The organism is Xenorhabdus bovienii SS-2004 (genome assembly GCF_000027225.1).
Taxonomy (GTDB): Bacteria; Pseudomonadota; Gammaproteobacteria; order Enterobacterales; family Enterobacteriaceae; genus Xenorhabdus; species Xenorhabdus bovienii_C.
The window spans coordinates 3,246,688-3,269,593 of record NC_013892.1 but is presented as its reverse complement, the minus strand read 5'-3'; the positions used below and the strand labels follow the sequence as shown (position 1 = coordinate 3,269,593).

At 44.2% G+C, this 22,906-nt stretch carries 23 protein-coding genes; 10 read left to right on the top strand and 13 right to left on the bottom strand.

Annotation, left to right across the window (positions count from 1 at the left end; translation table 11 throughout):
* Nucleotides 1-16 precede the first annotated feature (16 nt).
* The gene (locus XBJ1_RS14255; protein WP_012989704.1) at nucleotides 17-961 is read left to right on the top strand and encodes a siderophore ABC transporter substrate-binding protein; all 945 of its coding nucleotides are present in this window, start codon (nucleotides 17-19) and stop codon (nucleotides 959-961) included.
* A gap of 184 nt (nucleotides 962-1,145) precedes the next feature.
* Here the strand turns inward: XBJ1_RS14255 and hemW are convergent, their stop codons facing one another.
* The 5 genes from hemW to XBJ1_RS14230 are packed head-to-tail and all read right to left on the bottom strand — an operon-like array spanning nucleotide 1,146 to nucleotide 5,056.
* A complete protein-coding gene (gene hemW, locus XBJ1_RS14250; protein WP_012989703.1) occupies nucleotides 1,146-2,276 on the bottom strand; it encodes a radical SAM family heme chaperone HemW in 1,131 nt (376 codons plus the stop codon).
* A complete protein-coding gene (locus XBJ1_RS14245) occupies nucleotides 2,269-2,862 on the bottom strand; it encodes an XTP/dITP diphosphatase (protein WP_012989702.1) in 594 nt (197 codons plus the stop codon). The genes hemW and XBJ1_RS14245 overlap by 8 nt, the downstream gene beginning before the upstream one ends.
* Before the next feature lie 30 nt (nucleotides 2,863-2,892).
* The gene (locus XBJ1_RS14240) at nucleotides 2,893-3,456 is read right to left on the bottom strand and encodes a YggT family protein (RefSeq protein ID WP_012989701.1); all 564 of its coding nucleotides are present in this window, start codon (nucleotides 3,454-3,456) and stop codon (nucleotides 2,893-2,895) included.
* A 33-nt stretch (nucleotides 3,457-3,489) separates the two neighbouring features.
* Nucleotides 3,490-4,311 carry a pyrroline-5-carboxylate reductase gene (gene proC / locus XBJ1_RS14235; protein ID WP_012989700.1) on the bottom strand — a complete coding sequence of 274 codons (822 nt, stop codon included), beginning with the start codon at nucleotides 4,309-4,311 and terminating at the stop codon, nucleotides 3,490-3,492.
* A 43-nt stretch (nucleotides 4,312-4,354) separates the two neighbouring features.
* On the bottom strand, nucleotides 4,355-5,056 hold the full coding sequence (locus XBJ1_RS14230) for a YggS family pyridoxal phosphate-dependent enzyme (protein WP_012989699.1): 702 nt from the start codon (nucleotides 5,054-5,056) through the stop codon (nucleotides 4,355-4,357).
* A 21-nt stretch (nucleotides 5,057-5,077) separates the two neighbouring features.
* Here XBJ1_RS14230 and XBJ1_RS14225 point away from each other — a divergent pair, with 21 nt between their 5' ends.
* Nucleotides 5,078-6,088 (top strand): type IV pilus twitching motility protein PilT, encoded by a 1,011-nt coding sequence (locus XBJ1_RS14225; protein WP_012989698.1) that lies wholly within the window; start codon nucleotides 5,078-5,080, stop codon nucleotides 6,086-6,088.
* A gap of 25 nt (nucleotides 6,089-6,113) precedes the next feature.
* Here XBJ1_RS14225 and ruvX read toward each other — a convergent pair whose 3' ends face one another.
* The 4 genes from ruvX to rsmE form a co-directional block, all read right to left on the bottom strand.
* Entirely contained in the window at nucleotides 6,114-6,539 is a 426-nt protein-coding gene (gene ruvX / locus XBJ1_RS14220) for a Holliday junction resolvase RuvX (protein WP_012989697.1), read from the bottom strand.
* Nucleotides 6,539-7,102 (bottom strand): YqgE/AlgH family protein, encoded by a 564-nt coding sequence (locus XBJ1_RS14215; RefSeq protein ID WP_012989696.1) that lies wholly within the window; start codon nucleotides 7,100-7,102, stop codon nucleotides 6,539-6,541. The genes ruvX and XBJ1_RS14215 overlap by 1 nt, the downstream gene beginning before the upstream one ends.
* A gap of 91 nt (nucleotides 7,103-7,193) precedes the next feature.
* Nucleotides 7,194-8,153 carry a glutathione synthase gene (gene gshB / locus XBJ1_RS14210; RefSeq protein WP_012989695.1) on the bottom strand — a complete coding sequence of 320 codons (960 nt, stop codon included), beginning with the start codon at nucleotides 8,151-8,153 and terminating at the stop codon, nucleotides 7,194-7,196.
* 9 nt (nucleotides 8,154-8,162) lie between these two features.
* Entirely contained in the window at nucleotides 8,163-8,894 is a 732-nt protein-coding gene (gene rsmE / locus XBJ1_RS14205) for a 16S rRNA (uracil(1498)-N(3))-methyltransferase (protein ID WP_012989694.1), read from the bottom strand.
* A 342-nt stretch (nucleotides 8,895-9,236) separates the two neighbouring features.
* Between rsmE and XBJ1_RS14200 the strand changes: the two genes are divergently transcribed.
* Both XBJ1_RS14200 and XBJ1_RS14195 read left to right on the top strand, forming a co-directional pair.
* The gene (locus XBJ1_RS14200) at nucleotides 9,237-9,704 is read left to right on the top strand and encodes a prepilin peptidase (protein ID WP_230578790.1); all 468 of its coding nucleotides are present in this window, start codon (nucleotides 9,237-9,239) and stop codon (nucleotides 9,702-9,704) included.
* A gap of 74 nt (nucleotides 9,705-9,778) precedes the next feature.
* Nucleotides 9,779-10,594, top strand: a complete 816-nt coding sequence (locus tag XBJ1_RS14195; protein WP_012989692.1) for an MBL fold metallo-hydrolase — start codon at nucleotides 9,779-9,781, stop codon at nucleotides 10,592-10,594.
* 140 nt (nucleotides 10,595-10,734) lie between these two features.
* Here the strand turns inward: XBJ1_RS14195 and XBJ1_RS14190 are convergent, their stop codons facing one another.
* Nucleotides 10,735-11,619: an MBL fold metallo-hydrolase gene (locus tag XBJ1_RS14190; protein ID WP_012989691.1), complete on the bottom strand. Its 885-nt coding sequence runs from the start codon at nucleotides 11,617-11,619 to the stop codon at nucleotides 10,735-10,737.
* Between the two features lie 139 nt (nucleotides 11,620-11,758).
* On the opposite strand from XBJ1_RS14190, the gene XBJ1_RS14185 reads away from it, so the two are divergent.
* Entirely contained in the window at nucleotides 11,759-12,673 is a 915-nt protein-coding gene (locus tag XBJ1_RS14185) for a LysR family transcriptional regulator (RefSeq protein WP_012989690.1), read from the top strand.
* On the opposite strand, the gene XBJ1_RS14180 is transcribed toward XBJ1_RS14185, so the two are convergent.
* Complete coding sequence (locus tag XBJ1_RS14180) at nucleotides 12,656-13,585, bottom strand: LysR family transcriptional regulator (RefSeq protein ID WP_038199211.1); 930 nt, start codon at nucleotides 13,583-13,585, stop codon at nucleotides 12,656-12,658. The two genes, XBJ1_RS14185 and XBJ1_RS14180, sit on opposite strands and share 18 nt — an antisense overlap.
* Before the next feature lie 185 nt (nucleotides 13,586-13,770).
* Here XBJ1_RS14180 and lysA point away from each other — a divergent pair, with 185 nt between their 5' ends.
* Complete coding sequence (lysA, locus tag XBJ1_RS14175) at nucleotides 13,771-15,054, top strand: diaminopimelate decarboxylase (protein ID WP_012989688.1); 1,284 nt, start codon at nucleotides 13,771-13,773, stop codon at nucleotides 15,052-15,054.
* Nucleotides 15,055-15,114: 60 nt separating this feature from the next.
* On the opposite strand, the gene fadE is transcribed toward lysA, so the two are convergent.
* Nucleotides 15,115-17,562, bottom strand: coding sequence for an acyl-CoA dehydrogenase FadE (gene fadE / locus XBJ1_RS14170; RefSeq protein ID WP_012989687.1), 2,448 nt, complete (start codon nucleotides 17,560-17,562; stop codon nucleotides 15,115-15,117).
* 252 nt (nucleotides 17,563-17,814) lie between these two features.
* Between fadE and lpcA the strand changes: the two genes are divergently transcribed.
* The 3 genes from lpcA (at nucleotide 17,815) to XBJ1_RS14155 (ending at nucleotide 20,587) form a co-directional block, all read left to right on the top strand.
* Nucleotides 17,815-18,396: a D-sedoheptulose 7-phosphate isomerase gene (lpcA, locus tag XBJ1_RS14165; RefSeq protein WP_012989686.1), complete on the top strand. Its 582-nt coding sequence runs from the start codon at nucleotides 17,815-17,817 to the stop codon at nucleotides 18,394-18,396.
* 26 nt (nucleotides 18,397-18,422) lie between these two features.
* On the top strand, nucleotides 18,423-19,190 hold the full coding sequence (locus XBJ1_RS14160; RefSeq protein WP_012989685.1) for a class II glutamine amidotransferase: 768 nt from the start codon (nucleotides 18,423-18,425) through the stop codon (nucleotides 19,188-19,190).
* Between the two features lie 275 nt (nucleotides 19,191-19,465).
* Complete coding sequence (locus XBJ1_RS14155) at nucleotides 19,466-20,587, top strand: ISAs1 family transposase (RefSeq protein ID WP_012989683.1); 1,122 nt, start codon at nucleotides 19,466-19,468, stop codon at nucleotides 20,585-20,587.
* On the opposite strand, the gene XBJ1_RS14150 is transcribed toward XBJ1_RS14155, so the two are convergent.
* The gene (locus tag XBJ1_RS14150) at nucleotides 20,584-21,126 is read right to left on the bottom strand and encodes a L,D-transpeptidase family protein (protein WP_012989682.1); all 543 of its coding nucleotides are present in this window, start codon (nucleotides 21,124-21,126) and stop codon (nucleotides 20,584-20,586) included. The two genes, XBJ1_RS14155 and XBJ1_RS14150, sit on opposite strands and share 4 nt — an antisense overlap.
* Before the next feature lie 435 nt (nucleotides 21,127-21,561).
* On the opposite strand from XBJ1_RS14150, the gene XBJ1_RS14145 reads away from it, so the two are divergent.
* On the top strand, nucleotides 21,562-22,905 hold the full coding sequence (locus XBJ1_RS14145) for a Na(+)-translocating NADH-quinone reductase subunit A (protein ID WP_012989681.1): 1,344 nt from the start codon (nucleotides 21,562-21,564) through the stop codon (nucleotides 22,903-22,905).
* Nucleotide 22,906: the final 1 nt, after the last annotated feature.

Sequence of the window (22,906 nt, the reverse complement as noted above, 5' to 3'; positions counted from 1 at the left end):
TAATTCAGGTGTAACAATGAAAAAAATCCTGCCAGTTGTTTTAGCTTCGCTGCTTTCTGTCACTAGTTATTCTGCATTCAGTCAGCCATCAGTGTTATTTACTCCTAATTCCGTGATAGTACAATCTGGTGATTTCGTCACAGTAAAACATTTTTCCGGTGAAACACAGGTTAAAAAGAACCCTGAACGGATCGTCCTGTTTGATTTTGGGATTTACGATTCACTGGTAAAGCTGGGTTTATCTGATCGCGTTATCGCATTACCTGTCGGCAATGCCCCTGAATATGTGCGTGGTAATATGTCAGCAAATATGCAGAATGCAGGGGGAATGAAAGAACCGGATTTAGAAAAATTGGCTGGCATGAAACCGGATCTGATTGTGATTACCGGGCGTCAGGGTAATTTCTATCCATCTCTGTCAAAAATTGCCCCAACAGTGAATTTAGATACTGACAGTAAAAATTATTTGTCGTCAGTTGAAAGTAACTTAAAGTTATTAGGTGAACTATTTAACAAGCAGAATGCAGTTAAGACCCAGATTGAAGATCTGGAAAAAACGATTGCCACAGCGCAGGAGAAAGCTAAATATTCAAATAGTAAGGTATTGGTTCTTTTACATAACGCAGGTACTTTATATCCGAATAACCAAGCCATTGTCTATGATGTGGTGAAAACTCAGCGCGCTGAATTACCGCTTCCAACCGATAAAGAAAAATCCCGTGCGGTAACAGCAGAAATGATTGCTAAAGCAAATCCTGATGCTATTTTTATCATCGACCGCAGCAAAGCGATTGGTGCAGGAGAATTGACAAAAAATCAGTTTGAAAATGATCAGGTGAAATCAACCAATGCCTATAAAAATGGTAAGATTGTTTATCTGCAATCTGATCTATGGTATTTGTCTGGCGGTGGGCTGGATAGTTTGACACAGCAAGTGAATGCGGTTGCTGATGTATTGTAATTCCATAATTTAATGATTCGTTATTAAATCATCCCCAAGAAATCAATACTAAATTCTAATGAGTTGGTTGGTATTAATACTGATATTATTACCATCAAAAATAAACGTGATTTAAAGCAATTCTTGCAAGCAAGGCATTCGCCAATAAAGGCTGCACCTGATATTTTCAGGTGCAGTTTATCCTTTAAAGAAACAGCTCTAACAGTGAATTCAGGAATAACTTGCCGTGTTTGGTGATCTGCCAATGCGTCGCGTTTTCAGTGATATAACCTTTAGCCAGTGCTTCATCAAGTTGTGGACGAATGGCACTTTCCGGTAATCCGGTAAAATCACTGAAATCGTGTCGTGGCATAGCTTCCAGCAAGCGAAAACGGTTCATGAAAAATTCAAATGGACGATCTTCATTATCCAATTGATTTTGTTGATCTAAATAACGTCCCTGCATATAACCGCGCGGGTGCTTGGTTTTGACTGTACGGAGAATACGGCCATCTTCAAACGAAATTTTTCCATGTGCGCCGCAGCCAATACCTAAGTAATCACCAAAACGCCAGTAATTGAGATTATGCTGACATTGGTAACCCGCTTTGGCATAGGCCGAAGTTTCATATTGCTGATAGCCCGCAGCTGTCAATAATTGATGCCCTTGGGAGAAGATATCCCATAGCGCATCATCGTCCGGTAGAACGGGCGGGCGGGAACCAAAGCTGGTATTAGGTTCAATCGTCAATTGATACCAAGACAGATGTGGCGGAGAAAGTTCAATCGCCTGACGTAAATCATCCAATGCTTCATTCAGTGTTTGGTTGGGCAACCCGTGCATTAAATCCAGATTGAAACTGCGTAAACCAAGGTCGGCAGCCAAATGTGCTGCCCGTTTTGCTTCGTCTGGGCCATGGATGCGCCCTAGACGAATCAACTTATCTGAACCAAAGCTCTGTACGCCGATGGAAATTCGATTGACACCTGCTTTCTGGTAAGCGCTGAAACGGCCAGCTTCAACAGTTCCCGGATTGGCTTCCATCGTGATTTCTGCCTGCGAAGAGAGTGGCAGTGACGCCCGTACTCCGTCAAGCAGGCGTTGCATACCCTCAGCGCTGAGCAGGCTGGGGGTTCCGCCGCCGATAAAAATTGTCGATACTTCACGATCTTCAATCATCGGCAAGTCAGCACGTAAGTCTGCCAGCAGGTGCTCAACATATTCCTGATGTGGTACATCTCCCTTTAACGCGTGTGAATTGAAATCACAGTAAGGGCACTTTTGTACACACCAGGGAATATGGATATAAAGACTTAGTGGCGGTAATTTAAGCATTAAGCATGGCTTCCAACAGCATTTTCAACGCTTGTCCACGATGTGAAACTGCACTTTTTTGTTCGTGACTCAGCTCTGCTGCCGTACAGCCAAATTCTGGCACATAAAAAATCGGGTCATAACCAAAACCGCCATTGCCAGCGGGTTCATGGGTAATGATGCCAGACCAGCGACCGTGGAAAATCAGTGGAGTCGGATCTTCTGCATGGCGTAGATAGACCAGTACACAATTGAATTGTGCCTGGCGCTTTTCATCAGGAATATCACGCATCGCTTCCAGCAGCTTTTCCAGATTATCCCGATCGGAAGCATCAATACCTGCGTAGCGGGCAGAATAGATGCCCGGTGCGCCGCCTAAGGCATTGACTGATAGCCCTGAATCATCTGCTATTGCGGGTAACCCCGTTATTGCTGCTGCATGGCGCGCTTTGATGATGGCATTTTCAATGAAAGTCAGACCTGTTTCATCGGCTGAATCAACACCCAGCTCGGTTTGAGCCACGATATCTAAGCCAAAGTCAGTCAGTAAATCAGCCAACTCACGAACTTTGCCAGCATTGCCTGTGGCGAGAACAATTTTTTGCATTGCTTTTATCCAATTAATTTATTTATCTAATCAACCGCTTATCATTGAAATTAACCACGTCATGACATTGTAACGTAGGACATTCAGCGCGTAGAGAACTAACATGACAATCATGGCAGAAAAATCAATGCCACCCATGGCAGGAATGATACGACGGATAGGTGCCATCAATGGCTCAGTCAATTGAATCAAAACGTAGTCAACCGGATTGCGTCCTTGACTGATCCAACTTAATAATGCACGGGCAATGACGAGCCAGAATATGAGTTTTCCGGCTGCGGTAAGCAGTTCAATCATTCCGACTAGGAACAAAATCGCGAGAGGTATCACAAATTGTCCCGTTGCGAGCCATGCAGGTATCAGCATCTTAAGAAGAACGATTAGATAGGCAAACACTATGGATGCTGTATCGATAGGACCAATGGCGGGAATGACCTTGCGTAATGGGCGTACCACAGGTTGGGTGATTTTAACGATAAATTGTGCGAATGGATTATAAAAATCACAACGTACCCATTGCATCCAGACTCGAAGCAGTAAAACCGCAATATATAAATCTAGAACGGTAAGAAAGATAAAGTTTAAGAATTGCATGTAGCAGCCCTGATTAAATGACACTTGATTGAATTAAAATAGTTTTTCCATTTCCTGCGCTCGGCGGATTGCTGCCTGCATGGCGCTGGATACGATCTCAGGTAGATGGCCTTCATAAAAAATGCGCAGAGCTTCGGCAGTTGTACCGCCTTTAGATGTTACCTGCTCGCGCAGAATAGCAAAAGGAAGATCTGCCTGTGACTCAGCAAGTTTAGCCGAACCTGTAGCCGCTTGCAGGACAAGTTCTCTGGCAGTTTGGCTATCGAATCCCAGACGTTCAGCTTCTTGCTGCATGGATTCCATAAACAGGAAAAAGTAAGCCGGCGCACTGCCTGCGACGGCAATAATATTGTTGATGCCATTCTCATCATTGACCCAGCAGACTTTACCAACACCGCACATCAGTGATTCGGTAAACTGGCGATCAGGCTGAGTGACGTACTCAGGCGCAAATAGGCCACTGATCCCTTGCCCCACAAGTGCGGGCGTATTTGGCATGATGCGGATGATATTGAGGTTATCTTGCAACAGCGTGTAAAAACGGGCAACTGGAATACCTGCGGCAATAGAGAGTACCAGTTTATGACTGAAATCTATTTGTGAACGCAGTGAATCACAAACTTCTTCCATCATTTGAGGTTTTACTGCCAGAACAATGACATCGGCTTCCTGGGCATAACGAATGTTATCGTTTTCGCTGTTGATGCCATACTCTTTTGCCAGAACGTCACGACGGGTTGTATTTGGGGAGCAGACCGTGATGAATTCAGCAGGATAACCTGTTCTGACCAGCCCGGCGATAATGGCATGAGCCATATTTCCAGCGCCAATAAAGGTGATTTTACGATTTTTCATTAAATAGTCCCGCATATTAATCAGTTGATTTTGGCCAGTTAATTTAGGGTTGAGTATTGTACTGACGGGCACCGAAAATTGCCGTTCCAATGCGCACCAGTGTAGAGCCGCAGGAGATAGCAGCTTCCATATCATCCGTCATGCCCATTGAAAGTGTATCAACTCGTGGATATTGCGTTTTCAATTCAATAAATGCTTGTTCCATTTGGTGAAATATCGCCATCTGACGTTCAAAATCGCTTTCTGGTGCAGGGATCGCCATCAGCCCACGTAATACCAGATTGGGTAGCGCATTTATGGTCTTTGCCAGTTCCGGCAGTGCTGTCAGAATAATGCCCGATTTGCTGTCTTCACCACTGATATTAATTTGAATCAGGATATTAAGTGGCGCCATGTTTTCAGGGCGTTGCTCACTTAAGCGTTGAGCTATTTTCAATCGGTCTATGGTATGGCACCAGTCAAAATGTTCTGCCACCAAGCGACTTTTATTGGACTGCAAAGGGCCGATAAAGTGCCATACCAAATCATTATGATTAGCAAAGTGTTGAACTTTCTCAACCCCTTCTCGAACGTAGTTTTCACCAAATTCCCGCTGACCAGTCTCTATGGCTTTTGCGATAGCGTCCGCAGGTTTGGTTTTACTGACTGCAAGCAGCGTAATTTCTTGTGGATAGCGTCCGCACTTTTGAGCTGTAAGGGCTATGCGGTTCCTGACATCGTGAAGATTTTGTTCGATATTGTTCATAAGTGACTCAGGAGATTAAAAATGAATATGGAAAAATTGGTGGCTCTTAGTGTAAAGCATAATGCTTCTGATCTGCATCTTTGTGTCGGGAAAGTTCCGGTTTTGCGCATCAATGGTGTGCTGTACCCACAGATGCAACTGGCAGAAATGCAGGGTGATACCCTCATTGCATGGAGTAGGAAAATATTGACCGAAGAACAACAGCAGCAGTTACAGGAATACGGTCATGTTGATTTTGTGGTGGAAATGCCAGATAAGCAGCGGTTCAGGGGGAATCTGTTTTACCAACAGTGTCATGTTTCATTGGTATTGAGGTTAATCGCGGATAAATGTCCTACTCTGGAACAATTATATGCACCGGACATTATCCAACGTCTGATTTTGCAGGAGCAAAGCGGGTTGGTATTAGTAACAGGCGCAACGGGAAGCGGTAAATCTACTACTTTGTCGGCGATAATCAATGCGTTCAATAATCATGGCAACAAACATATCATTACGTTGGAAGACCCAATAGAATTCGTTCATCAAAGCCGAAATTGCCTGATACAGCAAAGACAAATCAGCAGGGATGTGCCGGATTATCAAACGGCTTTGAAAGGTGCATTACGGCAAGATCCTGATGTGATTTTGCTGGGAGAATTGCGTGACAAAGAGACGATCCGCTTGGCATTGACAGCGGCTGAAACAGGACATCTGGTTCTGTCAACATTACATACCCGTGGGGCAATTCAAGCACTAGATCGTTTGGTTGATGTTTTCAGTGCAGAAGAAAAGGGCTGGATATGCAGCCAACTGGCAGGAAGTTTAAAAGCAGTTATTTCTCAACAACTGCTTCCTGCCAGAGAAGGGGGAAGAGTAGCCATTTATGAAGTTCTGGTCGTCAACCAAGCGGTCAGCCATTTGATCAGGGAAGGAAAAAATCATCAAATCGCGACATTAATGCAGACAGGAGCTGCCTACGGTATGCAAACTCATGAGCAAAGCCGACAACAACGTGAGTTGTTGGGATTGCTGGCTGTTGTTCCACAATGACACCCACATTTCATTGTGAGTACTATTATTGTGAATATTGTTGCTCAAACCAGCTTTCCAGAATGACGACAGCAGAAACAGAATCGACTTTGCCTTTATCCAGAGCCTTATAACCACCGTGATCGAACAGGTGAGAGCGTGCTTCTATGGTGGTCAATCGCTCATCGTGCAGTTCAACCTGAACGCCAAAACGCCCGTGTAGCCGATTGGCAAATTTACGCGCCTGAGCGGTAACGAGTTGTTCTGTGCCATCCATATTTAGTGGTAATCCGACAATGATCAAATCGGGTTGCCACTCTTTGAGAAGTTTTTCAATGAGTTCCCAACTGGGAGAACCCTCTTTAGCTTTGAAAGCACTCAATGCTCTGGCTGTACCGGTTATCTCTTGTCCGATAGCTGTACCAATGCTGTGAGTACCGAAATCGAATGCGATTATTGTACGGTTTTTCATCAGGCATGCCCTGCTTGTGGTGCGAGGTTGTAAATATTGATCCCGAGCAGTGAAGCCGCTTCATGCCAGCGATCAGCAACGGGGGTCTCGAAAATGATAGAGGATTCTGCACTGACGGTCAGCCAGCTATTTTCCATGATTTCTTGTTCTAACTGGCCTTTTTCCCAGCTTGAATACCCCAGGGTCATTAAAACATTTTCGGGCTGGCGTGTTGTACCTAATGCTTCCAGCACGTCTTTGGACGTGGTTATCATCGTTTCATCAGAGATCTGGATACTTGAACTGAACCCGGATTGCGGAGTGTGCAAGATAAAGCCATGTTCTTCAGACAGTGGGCCACCTGCCATCACAGGTTTATCTAAATTGATGCTGTCGTCTCTGCCTTCGGGAGTGATATCCAATTTTTCTAGGATGCTTTGGATAGAAATTTGGGCTATAGGTTTATTGATAACTAACCCCATTGCCCCGTTTTGATCGTGTTCGCAGATATAAACTACCGAACGGTTGAAATAAGGATCAGAGAGCGAAGGCATGGCAATAAGAAAATGGTGCTGTAGGTTCATGTGTTTTCTGATAGTTATTTTGGCAATGTTAGCGTGATTTGGCTCACAGTATGTGAGCCAACATTATAAATGGCAAATGCTGTCCAGCCTGTTATGCAGGCTGTTTTTCCAATCGTTTTTCGATGGCATCCATCAGCATACCAGTAATAGAAATTGCTGGGAATGCAGCTTCTATTTCACGTACACAGGTTGGGCTGGTGACGTTGATTTCAGTCAAACGATCGCCAATGATGTCAAGCCCGACAAAGATTAACCCTTTCTCTTTCAAAACTGGTGCAACAGCACGGGCAATTGCCCAGTCACTTTCTGACAGAGGGCGGGCTTCTCCGCGTCCACCTGCCGCAAGGTTACCACGGGTCTCGCCCTGTGCAGGGATGCGTGCAAGGCAATAGGGTACAGGCTCGCCATCAACAACCAGAACACGTTTATCCCCGTCCTTAATGGCCGGCAAGAAATTTTGCGCCATACAATAACGGCTGCCATGTTCGGTCAGCGTTTCAATAATGACACCGATATTCGGGTCATCTTGTTTTAAACGGAAGATAGACGCGCCTCCCATACCGTCCAGTGGCTTAAAGATAACATCGCCATGTTTTTGATGGAACTCACGTAAGGTTTTTGCATTGCGAGTCACCAGTGTATCTGGTGTCAACTCTGGGAACCAGGCTGTGAACAGTTTTTCGTTGCAGTCGCGCAGACTCTGTGGCTTGTTGACGATCAAACTGCCTTTGTCTTCTGCCCTTTCCAGAATATAAGTAGCATAGATGTACTCTGTATCAAAAGGAGGATCTTTGCGCATCAGAATCACATGCAAGTTATCGAGAGCAATCTCTTGCTCGCTGCCGAACTGATACCATTGCTGTAGGTTTTCTTCGACCGTGAGCAGACGGGTACGGGCGCGGGCTTCCCCTTGATGTAGATAGAGATCATTCATCTCCATGTAATGGATTTCCCACCCACGTTTCTGCGCTTCCAGCAACATGGCAAAACTTGTGTCTTTCTTGATTTTGATGGATGAAATTGGATCCATCACTATGCCGAGCTTGATCATTCTTTCTCCTTAACCCAGATCACCGAAACGAACTTGCAATGCCGTAATTGCGGTGAGTGCCGTAGTTTCTGTCCTCAAAACGCGAGGGCCTAACAGAATATCAGTAAATTGGTGATTTGCCGTCATTTCGATCTCTTCAGCGGATAATCCCCCTTCAGGGCCGATTAACAGGCGTATTTTTTCGACTGGCAGTGGCAGTGTGTTGATACTTTGGCTGGCACGAGGATGCAGATTTAATTTTAGGCTACCATCGTTTTCCGCGCACCATGCTTCAAGTGACATGACCGGGCGGATTTCTGGAATACAGTTACGTCCACATTGCTCACAGGCAGAGATAACAATTTTTTTCCATTGCTGTAATTTTTTCTCTAGCCTTTCCGCATCCAGCTTTACACCACAGCGTTCAGAAAGTAGTGGAGTAATGGTATTGACACCCAATTCAACCGATTTTTGAATTGTGAATTCCATCTTTTCACCACGGGACATTACTTGCCCCAGATGCAGGTTTAGTGGTGATTCATGATCGGACAGTTTGCCATCGGTAATACGTACTTTGATTGTCTTTTTACTGGCTTCAATAAGTTCTGCATCGAAAACCTGATTGCTGCCATCAAATAACTGTAATGGCTGTCCATTACTCATTCTAAGTACCCGGCCAACATGGTTGGCAGCCTCATCACTCAGATAGATTTCCGTCTCTACGGAGAGCCGTTCAGGGTGATAGATGCGGGGAATTCGCATATTTCTTCTTTCCTTCTTTTGTCCGGATGTTTCCGGTATGGCGCAATAGCCATATCACAAAGTTGATTCATCGCCATGATAAATGAGCGCTGATTGCGTGATCAAGCTATCTCTTAAACCATAGAAAGCACGATATGCACTTGCGAGCCGGCTCGCATATTTATTTCATAATGACTGTTTTAATTGATTTTTTATTGCTAATCCTTTTAGTGATAAATTAATATCCCTCGTGTTCTGATTACGGTCAGAAAAAATAGATAAGGAATATAATGACAGGGATGTTATTCATGAGTGCCATGTTGAATGTTTTCATGGATGATAATAAAGGATGGTTTGACCAATATGGATAGTATAATGATTATGGTTTTCTGTAGTGTATTAATTTTTTTATCAATCATTGATATTAAAACTTATCAATTACCAGATGTTATCACTCAGCCTTTATTATGGGTTGGCCTTATTTTTAATAGCAGTGAGAATTTAGTATCGATCAAGAGTGCGATATATGGTGTTATATCAGGGTATCTATTTTTATGGTTATTAAATAAGTTCTGTCGATATATATTAAAGAAAGAGGGAATAGGATATGGTGATCTGAAATTAACGGCTGCTATTGGTGCGTGGCTGGGTATGGAAATGATCCCCGTATTGATGTTGCTGTCTTCAATATCTGGACTGTTCGGATTTATGATAGTTTGGTTTAAAAGAAAAACATATCCTGATTTTATTGCATTTGGGCCTTATATTTGTTTGTCTGCGATAGTGTTGATGGGGCTTAGAGTCAGTAATATCGATATCATGGGGATTTAATCGAGAGCAACTTGCAGGTTTTGTGTAAAACGTTCATTCTCTCACTTTATTTATTGGAAAAGAGAATTTCTATTATGGTATTAAAGATTACGGCACTACTGGAAAATCAGGTTTTTGCGCCCTACAAAACGGCGTTGACCGGTAAACCCGGACTGAGTTTACTGATTCAGAATCAAGATACCACAATCCTGTTTGACACAGGGCCAGATGGCAGCTTTATTGATAACGCAAAGAAATTAAATATCGACTTATCTGTGGTCTCAACGGTTGTGATATCACACGGTCATTTTGATCATTGCGGTGGGCTACCTTTTTTTTCTACTGATGCCAAAGTTATTTGCCATCCTGATGTTAAAAATGAAAGATATTATGGTTGGGTGATCACCGACAACAAAGCACTTACATTCAAAAAACTATCCAAGCAAGTTGATTACGGAAAATTTGATACTTTTTTCTCAAAGGATGAAACTCATATTAATGATAGTTTCGTCTATTCAGGAGAGATTAAAAAAGAAGAAAACAAATGCTATGGCGTTATTGTTGGAGAAAAAGTCGAAGGAAAATATTCTCCTGATTTTGTTAAAGATGAAGGTGTTTTAATTTATAAATCTAGACATGGGTTAATTATTTTTATAGGGTGTGGGCATCGTGGTGTTATTGAAATTATAAAATTTTGTAAGAAGATAACGGGTATTGATCAAGTTTATGCAGTTATTGGGGGGCTACATTTACGTTATGCTTCACCGTTTAAACTATTGCCTATCAGAAAATACATCAAAAAAGAAAATATACGGCATGTTTATGCTTGCCACTGTAGTGGTATGTGGGGGAGGTTATGGTTACCTAATGCTAAAAGTCTTTCTACTGGGCAGTCAATTGAGATTGATTAATGTTCTTCTATTTTTAGATAAAAAATGATGCTGTTATATTAATATAACAGCATTGTCTTTAAAGTTTGTTGCATGAATAACGTTATTCATGGAGCACAAAGGAAATATGCCGATAAATCCTGTATGGTTATATTTTCAACTTATTGAGGCCACTTCATTTCACCTTTCAATACCTTGGCACTGAGTTCAAGGCTGGATTCATCAGCAAGGTTTGGATAGTGTTTCTTCATAGCTGCAATCAACGCCTCTGAATCTTTGGCTTTTGGTAACTCTTTTTCCAGTGTGGTCAGATACTTTTGCGTAAATGTGACTGATTCCAGCGTCATCGGTGCATTACCTACATAATGGCCAGGTACAATAGTGTCAGGTTTCAGGCTCTTGATGCGATCTAATGTCTGCATCCAGTGCTGGCGTGATACTTTGGTTTGAGTATCTGCAATCCATACATGGATATTGCCAGAAATGGTGACGCCGCCAACAACAGCTTTTAATTTAGGCACCCAAACGAAAGTACGATCTGCGGCTGGGCCATCTAAACCTTCCACGATCAGCTTTTCACCGTCAACGGTGAAGGTATTTCCTTTCAGTGGTTCTGGCACAATAACCTTTTTCGGGGCCTGATCTTGTAGAATGCCACCCCAATATGCCAGTTTACCGTCTTTGGTTTCATTGATGGTTTTGATGGTTTCAGGTGAAGCGATCACTTTGGCTTCAGGGAAGGCTGTCGTGATCACATCAAGACCAAAGTAAAAATCAGGATCAGACTGGCTGATATAGATCGTTGTCAGTTTTTTTCCGGTTTGCTGGATCATTTTTACCAGCTCTTGGGCATCACTCTTTTTAAATTGCGCATCAATCAGGACAACTTCATGGTCGCCACTGATGATTTCAGAAGAGACAGGGAATACACCAGTTTCACCTGGATTGTAGATATCCAACTTGAGATTAGTTGCTTGAGCCAGTGATGCCACTCCCAGAGAAAGGGTCGCCGCCAGAGCGATATTTAATGTTGTTTTGCGAGCCATTATTGAATTCCTGTATCAAAATGTTTATTTGCTTGAATGGCACGTATAATAAGTTGCATATTTCGATTTAAAAACCGCAAAATCTGCAATTATTTGTTGCATATATCGATCTAATTACAGCAGGGGATAAACAGGCAGAATGGATAGGATCACGGCAGCACAGGTTTTTGTCACGATTGTGGAGCAGGGGAGTTTGGTTGCAGCGGCGGAACGGCTTGATATGTCACGGGCAATGGTGTCGCGTTATCTGGCTGAAATGGAGAAATGGGCAGGTGTTCGTCTACTGCATCGTACGACACGTAAAATCAGTCTGACTTCGGCAGGAGAAAATGCTTATCAGCGCAGTCTGAAATTGCTGGAATTAGCGGAGACAATGCCCGTTCAGCAATCACTGGTATCACAAACCCTGAGAGGGTTGCTGAGAGTGAGCTGTTCTCAATCGCTGGGTACTAGCGCGTTGTCTGTTGCTATTCCTGAATTTATGCGCATATATCCACAAATTGCCGTCAACTTGCAAATTAACAACAAAGTTATCAACTTGATTGAAGAGCGTATTGATTTAGCGATTCGCATTACTAATAATTTGGAACCGAATCTGATTGCCCGTCCATTATCCATTTGTCATTCTGTTGTTTGTGCGGCTCCTTCTTACTTAGATAGAAAAATTATTCCGCAGAAACCCACTGATTTAGCCTCACATAACTGCCTGACATATAATTTTTTTGGCAAAAGTTTGTGGTTGTTTGAAAAACAACATGAACAGTATTCAGTTCCTGTCAGTGGTACGCTTAGTGCCAACGAATCAACAGTACTGATGGAAGCGGCTTTACAGGGAGCAGGCATAACCATGCAGCCTTATTATTCTGCTGCTCCGCATTTAATATCCGGGCAGTTGGTTGAGTTATTGCCGGATTATCAACCTCAGGCAATGGGGATCTATGGTATTTATACCAGTCGTCAGAATATGCCGGTTACTTTACGGGCATTGTTGGATTTTCTGGTGGGCTGGTTTGCTAATGCACCCCATTGGCAGCAGTTAATGTTGAAAAGCTAATGCCAGTTTTAGCGGAAACTGGCCGGTCTGTTGTTTCAAATGGGTAATGAATATTTCGACGGGTTCCGAGAATGGCCGATGTATGGGTTTGATTAAACTGACCGTGAATGGGATGTCTATACTGAATGGCCGGACGCAAATCCCCGCATTTTTATCCAGATAATCCAAGGCAGTTAAAGGATTCACGACAGACATGCCGATACCTTCACTGATCATGGCACAGATTGACGCCGCGCTGTGTGTCTCCATGATCATATTGCGATTGACATGATGTTCGCTAAATATGGTATCAATGAGCTGCCTGTAACTGTCGGTTATCGACAGGCTGATAAATTTTTGCTCATGAAAATCTTCTGGCGTCAGTTGTGATTTTTGACTGAGTGGATGATTGGCAGGCAGGACGCAGACTTCATTCAAGGTAATCAATGTTTCTTGCTCAGTGCCTGCGGGAGTCTGCAAATGTTCGGTCAAACCGATATCGTGGCGCTGTGCTGAAAGCCATTCCTCCAACAGCGGGGATTCTTGCGGGATGATGGTCAGCTTCGCTTCCGGATAGCGTTGAATAAAACTATGGCAGGCTTTTGGCAGTAAAGATTGGGAAAACACTGGCAGGCAGGCGATAGAAAGCTGCGCATGTTCAAATTGACGAATGCTTTCTGCCGCATTAAGTATCCTTTCCAGCCCATAATAAGAACGCTGGACTTCTTCAAATAATCGCAATCCCTGTGCTGTGGGAAATAAACGCCCTTTGATCCGATCAAATAATTTGAATTTCAGCAACTGTTCAAAACGCGCCAGTTCACGGCTGACAGTGGGTTGCGAAGTTTTCAACAACACCGCTGCGTCAGTCAGGTTTTTGGTGGTCATTACTGCGTGAAAAATCTCAATGTGTCGCCATGAACAAGAGTGCATAATTTCATCTCTTTTATACGGATTGCTATTTCATCATGGATAATGCTTTATCTACATCACATGATTAGTTTGAAAAATAATCAAAACGATATCATAAATAAATAGACTACAGCTAAATGGATATTTTCCTTCCTGCCTTATTGCTGTCAATAATGAAGCATCTGCTGGTTTGGTGAGAAATTTCAATGACGATATCAACTTTGACTGGTTTTTCAGGCGAAAAATTTACTCCAGAGAATCTGCTGCGTTTACCCGTTGATTACGGAACACCATTATGGGTTTATGACAGTGACATTATTATCCGAAAAATCAATCGATTAAAGCGGTTTGATATCATTCGGTTTGCACAGAAAGCCTGCTCTAATACCCATATCCTGAGTTTGATGAGAGCACAGGGAGTAAAAGTGGATGCGGTGTCATTGGGGGAAATTGAACGGGCACTTTATGCTGGATATCAGCCCGGCCGTGATCGATCCGAAATTGTGTTCACTGCGGATTTGATTGATGAAATAACACTTAATCGAGTGATTGAGTTGGATATTCCAGTCAATGTCGGCTCCATTGATATGCTGGAGCAGATTGGTACACGTCAGTCGGGTCATCCTATTTGGCTACGCATTAATCCGGGATTTGGTCATGGTCATAGTCAGAAAACCAATACGGGCGGCGAAAACAGCAAGCACGGGATCTGGTTTCAGGATTTACCGCTGGCGATTGAGAAAGTCCGCCAATATGGGCTGAAATTGGTTGGATTACATATGCACATTGGTTCTGGAGTGGATTATCAACATCTTGCCAATGTATGTAACGCTATGGTGGAACAAGTTATATCGTGCGGTGAGGACATTCAGGCCATTTCAGCAGGAGGCGGATTATCAATTCCTTATAAAACGGGTGATGAAATAGTGGATACTGAACACTATTACAGTCTGTGGCATAAAGCTCGCCAGCGCATTGAACGGCACTTGGGGCATCATGTTGAACTGGAAATTGAGCCAGGCCGTTTTCTGGTGGCTGAATCAGGTATTTTGATGGCTGAAGTGAGGGCAGTAAAACCAATGGGTAGCCGTCATTATGTGCTGGTGGATGCGGGTTTCAACGATTTGATGCGCCCAACGATGTATGGAAGCTATCATCATATTTCAGTTTTATCGGTGAATAGCCAGCATATTGATGAGGCTGTTTCGCAGGATGCTGAGTTACATGAAACGTTAGTTGCAGGGCCGTTATGTGAATCAGGTGATGTGTTTACTCAATCAGCAGGAGGCGATGTTGTGCCGCGTTTGTTGCCTCGCGTTTGTGTAGGGGATTATTTGATTTTCCACGATACAGGCGCTTATGGTGCATCTATGTCTTCAAATTACAATAGTCGCCCTTTGATCCCCGAAATTTTGTTTATTGAGGGTGACGCCCGTTTGATTCGACGTAGGCAAACAATAGAAGAATTGCTGGCATTGGAAGCGGTATAAATAAAATACGGGGAATTTTGTGTCCCCGTATTCTCGATTACTTATATTGTTCGGTCAACATCAAGCGGCTTTAGTCTGACGCTGACTTTCAGGCTTTTTTGCTGAATGAGGTACAGCAAATGCATCCGGCTCAAATTCATCAACATTGATTGAACGCAGCCGGCTATTTTCTGCACGTTTCAGAATATCTGCTTCTTCTTGGGTGATCTTGTGATCCGCCAGTGCACGTTCAGCTAACTGATCCAGACGTGTAAAGCTCAGGTTTTTGCCTGCTTCGCGGCTTAAGCGTGCATGAATGGGTTCTGCGGCAATGATATCGTGCAGAGCTTCTTCCAATAACCCATGAGGATTATGCTCGCTTGGTGTCAGATATTGCCCACGACCAATCCGGCTGCGCGTTGCGGAAGGTGTTTGTAATATCTGAGCCAGTTTATGATCCAGTTTATCAGACGGTGCAGTATGTGAACGACCCAATGGGAACACCATCACTCGCATTAAACCAGCAACCAAACGGTTAGGGAAATTGCGCAGTAAATCGTTCAGGGCCTGCTCTGCCTGATACAGACTATCTTCTACCGCCCATTGCAACAATGGCAGATCTTCTTTCTGACGGCCTTCGTCTTCATAGCGTTTCAGGGCTGCTGTAGCCAGGAAGATTTGACTCAGAATATCCCCAAGACGCGCTGAAATGCGTTCACGGCGTTTCAGACTTCCCCCCAATACACCCATTGAAACATCAGAGAGCAGGGCAAGGTTAGCACTTAGACGGTTGATGTGCTGGTAGTAACGGCGAGTTGCATCGCTGACTGGCGTACGGCTGGTTCTGCCATTAGTGATGCCAAGCCACAGGCTGCGCAGGGTATTGCTGGCAACATGACCCAAGTGACCAAACAGGGCTTTATCAAAGGCTTTGACATTGTTATTTTCTGCTGCGGCTATTTCAGCCAGTACATAAGGATGACAGCGGATCGCACCCTGACCAAAGATGATCATGCTACGAGTCAGGATATTAGCGCCTTCTACGGTAATAGCAATGGGGGCACCCTGATAGGCACGGGCAAGGAAGTTGGATGGGCCAAGACAGATGCCTTTACCGCCAGCGATATCCATTGCATCAATAATCGAGCGTTGCCCTCTGTGGGTACAGTGGTATTTCACAATAGCAGACAGAACCGCAGGTTTTTCACCCAGCATAATGCCGCCTGTGATCATAGTTGCCGCAGCATCCATCAGATAAGTATTACCTGCAATACGGGCCAGTGGTTCTTCGATACCTTCCATTTTGCCAATCGGAAGTTTAAATTGGCGACGAATATAAGAGTAAGCACCGATTGCCATGGCGGCACTTTTCAATCCACCTGTTGCGTTGGATGGCAGGGTAATACCACGGCCGACCGATAGACATTCAACCAGCATACGCCAGCCTTGACCCGCCATTTTCGGTCCACCAATGATGTAATCGATAGGAACGAAAATATCCTTACCACGGGTTGGCCCATTCTGGAATGGAACATTCAGTGGGAAATGGCGGTTGCCGATTTCAACCCCCGGGGTATTAGTGGGGATTAAGGCACAGGTTATACCCAATGACTCGGTATTCCCGATCAAATGTTCAGGATCATACAATTTGAATGCTAATCCCAAAACAGTCGCGATAGGAGCAAGGGTGATATAGCGCTTATTCCAGTTCAGACGCATACCGAGCACTTGCTCGCCTTGCCATTCACCCATACAGACGACGCCAGTATCGGGAATCGCTCCGGCATCTGAGCCTGCTTCCGGGCTGGTCAAGGCAAAGCAGGGGATTTCTTCACCACGGGCAAGGCCGGGAAGGTAATGTTTTTTCTGCTCATCTGTACCATAGTGCTGTAATAATTCACCCGGCCCCAGTGAGTTTGGAACCCCGACAGTAATCGCCAGAATACCAGAGACACCAGACAGTTTTTGCAGTACTTGTGATTGGGCATAAGCTGAAAAGTCCAGGCCACCATATTCTTTCTTGATGATCATGGCAAAGAAGCGATTTTCCTTCAGGTATGTCCAGAGTTCTGGAGGAAGATCGGCTAACTCATGGCTAATTTGGAAATCATTTGCCATACGGCAGGCTTCTTCCACAGGGCCATCAATAAATGCTTGTTCTTCAGCAGTTAACTGTGGTTTCGGATAGCTGTGCAGTTTTTGCCAATCAGGATTACCACGGAACAGCTCACCTTCCCACCAGGTTGTTCCTGCATCAATGGCTTCTTTCTCCGTTGTAGACATGCTGGGCATGACTTTACGGAATGCTTTTAAGCCGGGTGCAGAGAATAGAGATATACGCGTTGGTGTAAAGACAAGGGGGAACAGAATAATGGCAAGTGGCAATAACAACCAGTAGCTCCAAAGACCCGTTATGCCCATGACGAGTGTATAGGCAACAAGCAGCAGGCTGCTGGCAGACAGGCTGACTTTGCGGTAACAAAGCCCGCCAATCAAGACTAAAAACAAAATAATGCTGAGAGCGGTCATAGTAAAAACTCCTGTTAATCTCAGGTGAGTTGTCAGAGGTCTGACCTGTTGTGGTGTCCTTCTTTTTAGATGAGGAAAACGTATTTATCAATATATTTACATCTTAATTACAATCTAGCTCACAAAGTCATTGTAGTTTGCTGTGTGAAAATTTCATTGAGATGTGATGGCATCTTCTTTCAGGAGAGGGAATCCGTTACACTGATCGGCAGATTTTATTAATTCCTAAGACCGTTCAGGAGTATAAGTCCCATGTATCAAGATCTGATCCGCAGTGAGTTGTCTGAAGCCGCAGATACGCTGGCTAAATTCCTTAATGATGATGCAAATATTGACGCCATCCAACAAGCAGCCGTTTTGCTGGCTGATTCATTCAAAGCAGGCGGAAAAGTACTTTCCTGTGGGAATGGGGGTTCACACTGTGATGCCATGCATTTTGCGGAAGAACTGACCGGCCGTTACCGCGAAAATCGTCCGGGCTATCCGGGTATCGCGATTTCCGATCCGAGCCATTTATCCTGTGTGAGCAATGATTTTGGTTACGATTATGTATTTTCTCGTTATCTTGAAGCGGTAGGGCAGAAAGGCGATGTACTGTTGGGAATTTCGACTTCGGGTAATTCCGGCAACATCATCAAGGCGATTGAAGCAGCCCGTGCGAAAGGCATGAAAGTCATCACGCTGACAGGTAAGGATGGCGGGAAAATGGCAGGAACGGCAGATGTTGAAATTCGTGTGCCGCATTTCGGTTATGCAGATCGCATTCAGGAGATCCACATCAAAGTGATCCATATCTTGATTCAACTGATTGAGAAAGAAATGGTAAAAGACTGATTGTGTAGTTTGTTTAGAGGTAGGCGATGTGCGAATTACTTGGAATGAGTGCCAATGTGCCAACAGATATCGTTTTCAGTCTGAGTGGGCTCATTCAGCGTGGAGGGTATACTGGCCCCCACAAGGATGGATGGGGGATCACCTTCTATGAAGGGCTGGGATACCGGACATTCAAAGATCACCAATCCAGTTATCATTCACCTGTTGCTCGCTTTGTTCAGAGCTATCCGATTAAGTCAGAAGTTATTGTCGCTCATATCCGTCAGGCAAACCGAGGCAATGTTTCTCTGGTAAATACCCATCCGTTTACCCGTGAACTATGGGGAAAATATTGGACTTACGCCCATAATGGGCAATTGCAGGGATACCGTAACCTGAAAACAGGCAATTACCGACCGGTCGGTGAGACAGACAGTGAATGGGCATTTTGCTGGATACTGCAACAATTATCGCTCAAGTACCCCAAACGGCCTTCCAACTGGCCTGCGGTATTTCGCTTTATTGCATCGCTGGCAGGTGAGCTGAAGAAAAAAGGGGTTTTCAATATGCTGCTGTCAGATGGGCAGTTTGTCATGGCCTATTGCTCGACCCAATTGCATTGGATCACCCGTAAGGCACCTTTTGGCACGGCGAAATTGCTTGATCAGGATGTTGAAATTGATTTTCAGCAACATACCCATCCTGGTGATGTGGTGTCAGTGATTGCTACCCAGCCTTTAACCGGTAATGAAGATTGGCAACGTATTGAACCGGGTAGCTATGAGTTATTTTACTTTGGTGAACGTGTAGTCTGAGTTGATTTACTTAAGAGTAACGAACTTTCGGATTTTGTACTCACAATATATTGCCCGTCTATTACGTTGACAGTGGTAGGTTTGCTATTTTTGGCAAAGTATTCATAGGCGGGCTGTAATTGGATCCAAAACGAATAATTATCGTTATTGCGATAACGCTGCATATTCTGTTGCGTCATCCTGAAAGGGTAAATATTTATTCAGGGCAATCGCATCTAAAATTCATTGACAATGGTTTAATTTCATGTCGTTATGCAGCTTTTAAATCCATCCTTATGTCCTCTGTCAGCCCTTTGTTACAGCATTTTGCCTCACTTGAAGATCCCCGAGTTCAACGAACTCAGTTGCATAGTTTGGAAAATATCCTGACTATCGCCATCTGCGCTGTGATTTGTGGCGCTGAAGGTTGGGTCGAAATTGAAGAGTTTGGCGAATCTAAACAGGATTTCTTTACCCAACTGCTTGATCTCACTAATGGCATCCCCTCTCACGATACCTTTGGTCGTGTCTTTGCTGCACTTGATGCGCAGGCTTTTGCCGACTGTTTCACCTCCTGGATATCTACGCTGGCACAAGGAGTTGATCAGGATATCATCGCTATTGATGGCAAAACCATGCGCCGGTCACTCGATAAAGCCAACGGCAAGGCGGCAATCCATCTGGTCAGCGCCTTTGCCTGTACCAATCGCTTAGTTCTGGGACAAGTGAAAGTGGAGAGTAAATCCAATGAAATCACCGCTATTCCTGAGTTACTTCGACGATTGGTTTTGTCTGGAAGTCTGGTGACTATCGATGCCATGGGATGCCAGAAAGCGATTGCTCATCAATTACATGAAGCGGGCGCGGATTACGTACTGAGCCTGAAAGAAAATCATCCCGGCCTGTATAATGATGTCAGCCATTATTTCGATTATGTCTCATCCCAACCGGAGCACCTGAGCGAATATGAAGACGTGGATGCCGGACATGGCCGCATTGAGCGACGCACAGTACAAATGACCCATGTTGATTGGTTGCCGGAAAAGGCGTGCTGGTGTGGTTTACACAGCATAATACGGGTGATCCGCGAACGCTATGTAGGAAATGAAGTGAGCCGGGAGAGCTGTTATTTTATCAGCACTTTACGTCCGACAGAGGCTCAACGGGCAGCGACAGCGATCCGCAGTCACTGGCAAATAGAAACGCAACTCCATTGGTGTCTGGATATTGCTTTTAATGAAGATCAGCAGCGGATGCGGGAAGGCAATGCAGCCGCCAATATGGCATTACTCAATAAAATCGCGTTGAATTTACTGCGCTTAGCTCCCACCAAAGCGGGAATTAAAGCACGCCGTAAACGGGCTGGTTGGGATGGTGAATATCTACTTACAGTACTGGGCAAAGCGCATCAAATTTAGATGCGATTGCCTTGAATATTTATTTTGATTTCATCCTGTCCGTAAGATATTGCACTTTCCGCATATCGGTAGATTTCATCTATATAGCGATCGGTCATGGCGTAACAGCCAATGGATTTACATCCCCCATGAATCATTAAATTATTACCAGAATAGCCTCGGAATTTATCAAATTCATTGGGAAAACCCAAATTAATAGCGCGATAATAGCGGCTATTGGGCTTTAATTGTTTAAGGTTAACATGATAAAAACCTTCGGGGCTTTTGAAATCTCCTGTCAGTGTCTTAGGGCCAAGCCCTCCAGAGTAATTACAGATAGGATAACTTTGAGCTAATTGGTAATGGTCTGTGTTGTCTTTAGTATAAAGTTCAAGCACTTTTTCTTCTTTGAATATTTGAATGAAAATCTCGGCCCCAGGTTGTTTCAGCGGGCGTCGTTCATTGGGTGACTGGAGCCACGATGGAGTGCTTTGCGCCAGAGCAGAACAGGACATATGGAATAACAGCAACAGTGAGAGATAAAACGCCGTTTTTTTCATAACAGAACCGTATAAAAGGATAATAAATTTAATGAAATATCGGATTGAAAGTTGCCATATATTGACAATGCGCTGAATACAAATATAGCAGCGATGTTTGGCATCAGTGAAATGGTGGAGCGGCCAATAAACGCTCTGTTATCGGGAAAGATGAGGCTTTAGTTCGTCTTTGTCGAGTGGTTAACGATTTGGCAGAGAAATTATTCTTATTTGCTTGAGCTGAATCACTCGATTAGTCAGACAGCTTGTGAGGGGAGATGTTAGAATTACCGTCGGAGAAAATTAAGAGAAAATTGTAACGATTATCGGAGTGAATAACTTGAGACATATGCCGCTCAAGGCGTTTTTTTATTACTGAAGTCGCTATATTACCCCAAGGAATACCATCGGGTAATCTGTAGCATATGATTTAACTGATAAACTTGTGCAAATCTTATGATTAAAATTAAAAAAGGACTCAACCTCCCAATAGCAGGAGCGCCTGCCCAAGTTATAGAAGATGGTCCGACAATTCGTCATGTCGCTTTATTAGGCGAAGAATATGTTGGAATGCGTCCTTCTATGCTGGTTAAGGAAGGTGAGCATGTCAAAAAAGGGCAAATTCTTTTTGAAGATAAAAAGAATCCAGGGGTTATTTTTACGAGTCCCGCTAGCGGGAAAATTATTACCATCGGGCGTGGAGAACGCCGTGTACTTCAATCTGTTGTGATTGAGGTGAGTGGTGATGAGCAAGTCATGTTTGATCGCTATGATCGTACAGAACTTGCTGGCCTGACACGTGAACAGGTGGAGAATAACCTGCTCATATCTGGGTTGTGGACGGCATTACGTACACGTCCTTTCAGTCACTCTCCTGCTCCCGGTTCCACACCAAAGGCAATCTTCGTTACTGCAATAGATACTCAGCCATTGGCTGCCGATCCATTAGTCGTTATTGCGACGCAGGAAGAGGCTTTTGTTGATGGCCTGAATATTCTGTCAATATTGACAGATGGAAAAGTCCACGTCTGCCATGGCGCTGGAAATATTCCAAATGCAGGAAACAACACTCAAATTACTTACAATCAATTTGCTGGTCCACATCCGGCAGGTCTGGTTGGAACTCACATTCATTTCATTGAACCGGTTAGCGCCAAGAAAAGCGTATGGCACTTGGGGTATCAGGATGTTATTGCCATTGGTAAGTTATTCACAACCGGTGAGCTTTACACTGATCGAGTTGTATCTCTGGCGGGTCCACAAGTTAAATCCCCCCGCTTAGTACGTAGCCGTCTGGGAGCTGATTTGCAAGAGCTGACTCAAGATCAGCTGAAAGAAGGTGAAAATCGTATTGTTTCTGGCTCTGTACTGTGTGGTACCAAATCAGATGGAGTTCGTCATTATCTTGGTCGTTTCCATACTTTGGTTTCTGTTCTTGCTGAAGGCCGTGAAAAAGAATTATTTGGCTGGATTGCACCAGGCGTTAATAAGTTCTCGATTACCCGTACCACGATTGGTCATTTCCTGAAAAATAAACGTTTTGCCTTCTCAACCAGCACGAATGGTGGGGAACGCTCTATGGTGCCAATCGGCAACTATGAGCGAGTGATGCCACTGGACATCATGGCAACGCATTTGTTGCGCGACTTGCTTGCAGGCGATAGCGACAGTGCCCAGGCATTAGGTTGTCTGGAGCTGGATGAAGAAGATTTAGCATTGTGTACCTATGTTTGCCCTGGCAAATATGAGTACGGTCCGGTACTGCGTGATGTGCTGACTAAGATTGAGCAGGAAGGGTAAT

What these genes read in the sequence shown, in the direction of transcription:
- XBJ1_RS14255 (WP_012989704.1), top strand. Translation starts at nt 17, where the DNA reads ATGAAAAAAATCCTGCCAGTTGTTTTAGCTTCGCTGCTTTCTGTCACT.
- hemW (WP_012989703.1), bottom strand. Translation starts at nt 2,276, where the DNA reads ATGCTTAAATTACCGCCACTAAGTCTTTATATCCATATTCCCTGGTGT.
- XBJ1_RS14245 (WP_012989702.1), bottom strand. Translation starts at nt 2,862, where the DNA reads ATGCAAAAAATTGTTCTCGCCACAGGCAATGCTGGCAAAGTTCGTGAG.
- XBJ1_RS14240 (WP_012989701.1), bottom strand. Translation starts at nt 3,456, where the DNA reads ATGCAATTCTTAAACTTTATCTTTCTTACCGTTCTAGATTTATATATT.
- proC (WP_012989700.1), bottom strand. Translation starts at nt 4,311, where the DNA reads ATGAAAAATCGTAAAATCACCTTTATTGGCGCTGGAAATATGGCTCAT.
- XBJ1_RS14230 (WP_012989699.1), bottom strand. Translation starts at nt 5,056, where the DNA reads ATGAACAATATCGAACAAAATCTTCACGATGTCAGGAACCGCATAGCC.
- XBJ1_RS14225 (WP_012989698.1), top strand. Translation starts at nt 5,078, where the DNA reads ATGAATATGGAAAAATTGGTGGCTCTTAGTGTAAAGCATAATGCTTCT.
- ruvX (WP_012989697.1), bottom strand. Translation starts at nt 6,539, where the DNA reads ATGAAAAACCGTACAATAATCGCATTCGATTTCGGTACTCACAGCATT.
- XBJ1_RS14215 (WP_012989696.1), bottom strand. Translation starts at nt 7,102, where the DNA reads ATGAACCTACAGCACCATTTTCTTATTGCCATGCCTTCGCTCTCTGAT.
- gshB (WP_012989695.1), bottom strand. Translation starts at nt 8,153, where the DNA reads ATGATCAAGCTCGGCATAGTGATGGATCCAATTTCATCCATCAAAATC.
- rsmE (WP_012989694.1), bottom strand. Translation starts at nt 8,894, where the DNA reads ATGCGAATTCCCCGCATCTATCACCCTGAACGGCTCTCCGTAGAGACG.
- XBJ1_RS14200 (WP_230578790.1), top strand. Translation starts at nt 9,237, where the DNA reads ATGGATAGTATAATGATTATGGTTTTCTGTAGTGTATTAATTTTTTTA.
- XBJ1_RS14195 (WP_012989692.1), top strand. Translation starts at nt 9,779, where the DNA reads ATGGTATTAAAGATTACGGCACTACTGGAAAATCAGGTTTTTGCGCCC.
- XBJ1_RS14190 (WP_012989691.1), bottom strand. Translation starts at nt 11,619, where the DNA reads ATGGCTCGCAAAACAACATTAAATATCGCTCTGGCGGCGACCCTTTCT.
- XBJ1_RS14185 (WP_012989690.1), top strand. Translation starts at nt 11,759, where the DNA reads ATGGATAGGATCACGGCAGCACAGGTTTTTGTCACGATTGTGGAGCAG.
- XBJ1_RS14180 (WP_038199211.1), bottom strand. Translation starts at nt 13,585, where the DNA reads ATGCACTCTTGTTCATGGCGACACATTGAGATTTTTCACGCAGTAATG.
- lysA (WP_012989688.1), top strand. Translation starts at nt 13,771, where the DNA reads ATGACGATATCAACTTTGACTGGTTTTTCAGGCGAAAAATTTACTCCA.
- fadE (WP_012989687.1), bottom strand. Translation starts at nt 17,562, where the DNA reads ATGACCGCTCTCAGCATTATTTTGTTTTTAGTCTTGATTGGCGGGCTT.
- lpcA (WP_012989686.1), top strand. Translation starts at nt 17,815, where the DNA reads ATGTATCAAGATCTGATCCGCAGTGAGTTGTCTGAAGCCGCAGATACG.
- XBJ1_RS14160 (WP_012989685.1), top strand. Translation starts at nt 18,423, where the DNA reads ATGTGCGAATTACTTGGAATGAGTGCCAATGTGCCAACAGATATCGTT.
- XBJ1_RS14155 (WP_012989683.1), top strand. Translation starts at nt 19,466, where the DNA reads ATGTCCTCTGTCAGCCCTTTGTTACAGCATTTTGCCTCACTTGAAGAT.
- XBJ1_RS14150 (WP_012989682.1), bottom strand. Translation starts at nt 21,126, where the DNA reads ATGAAAAAAACGGCGTTTTATCTCTCACTGTTGCTGTTATTCCATATG.
- XBJ1_RS14145 (WP_012989681.1), top strand. Translation starts at nt 21,562, where the DNA reads ATGATTAAAATTAAAAAAGGACTCAACCTCCCAATAGCAGGAGCGCCT.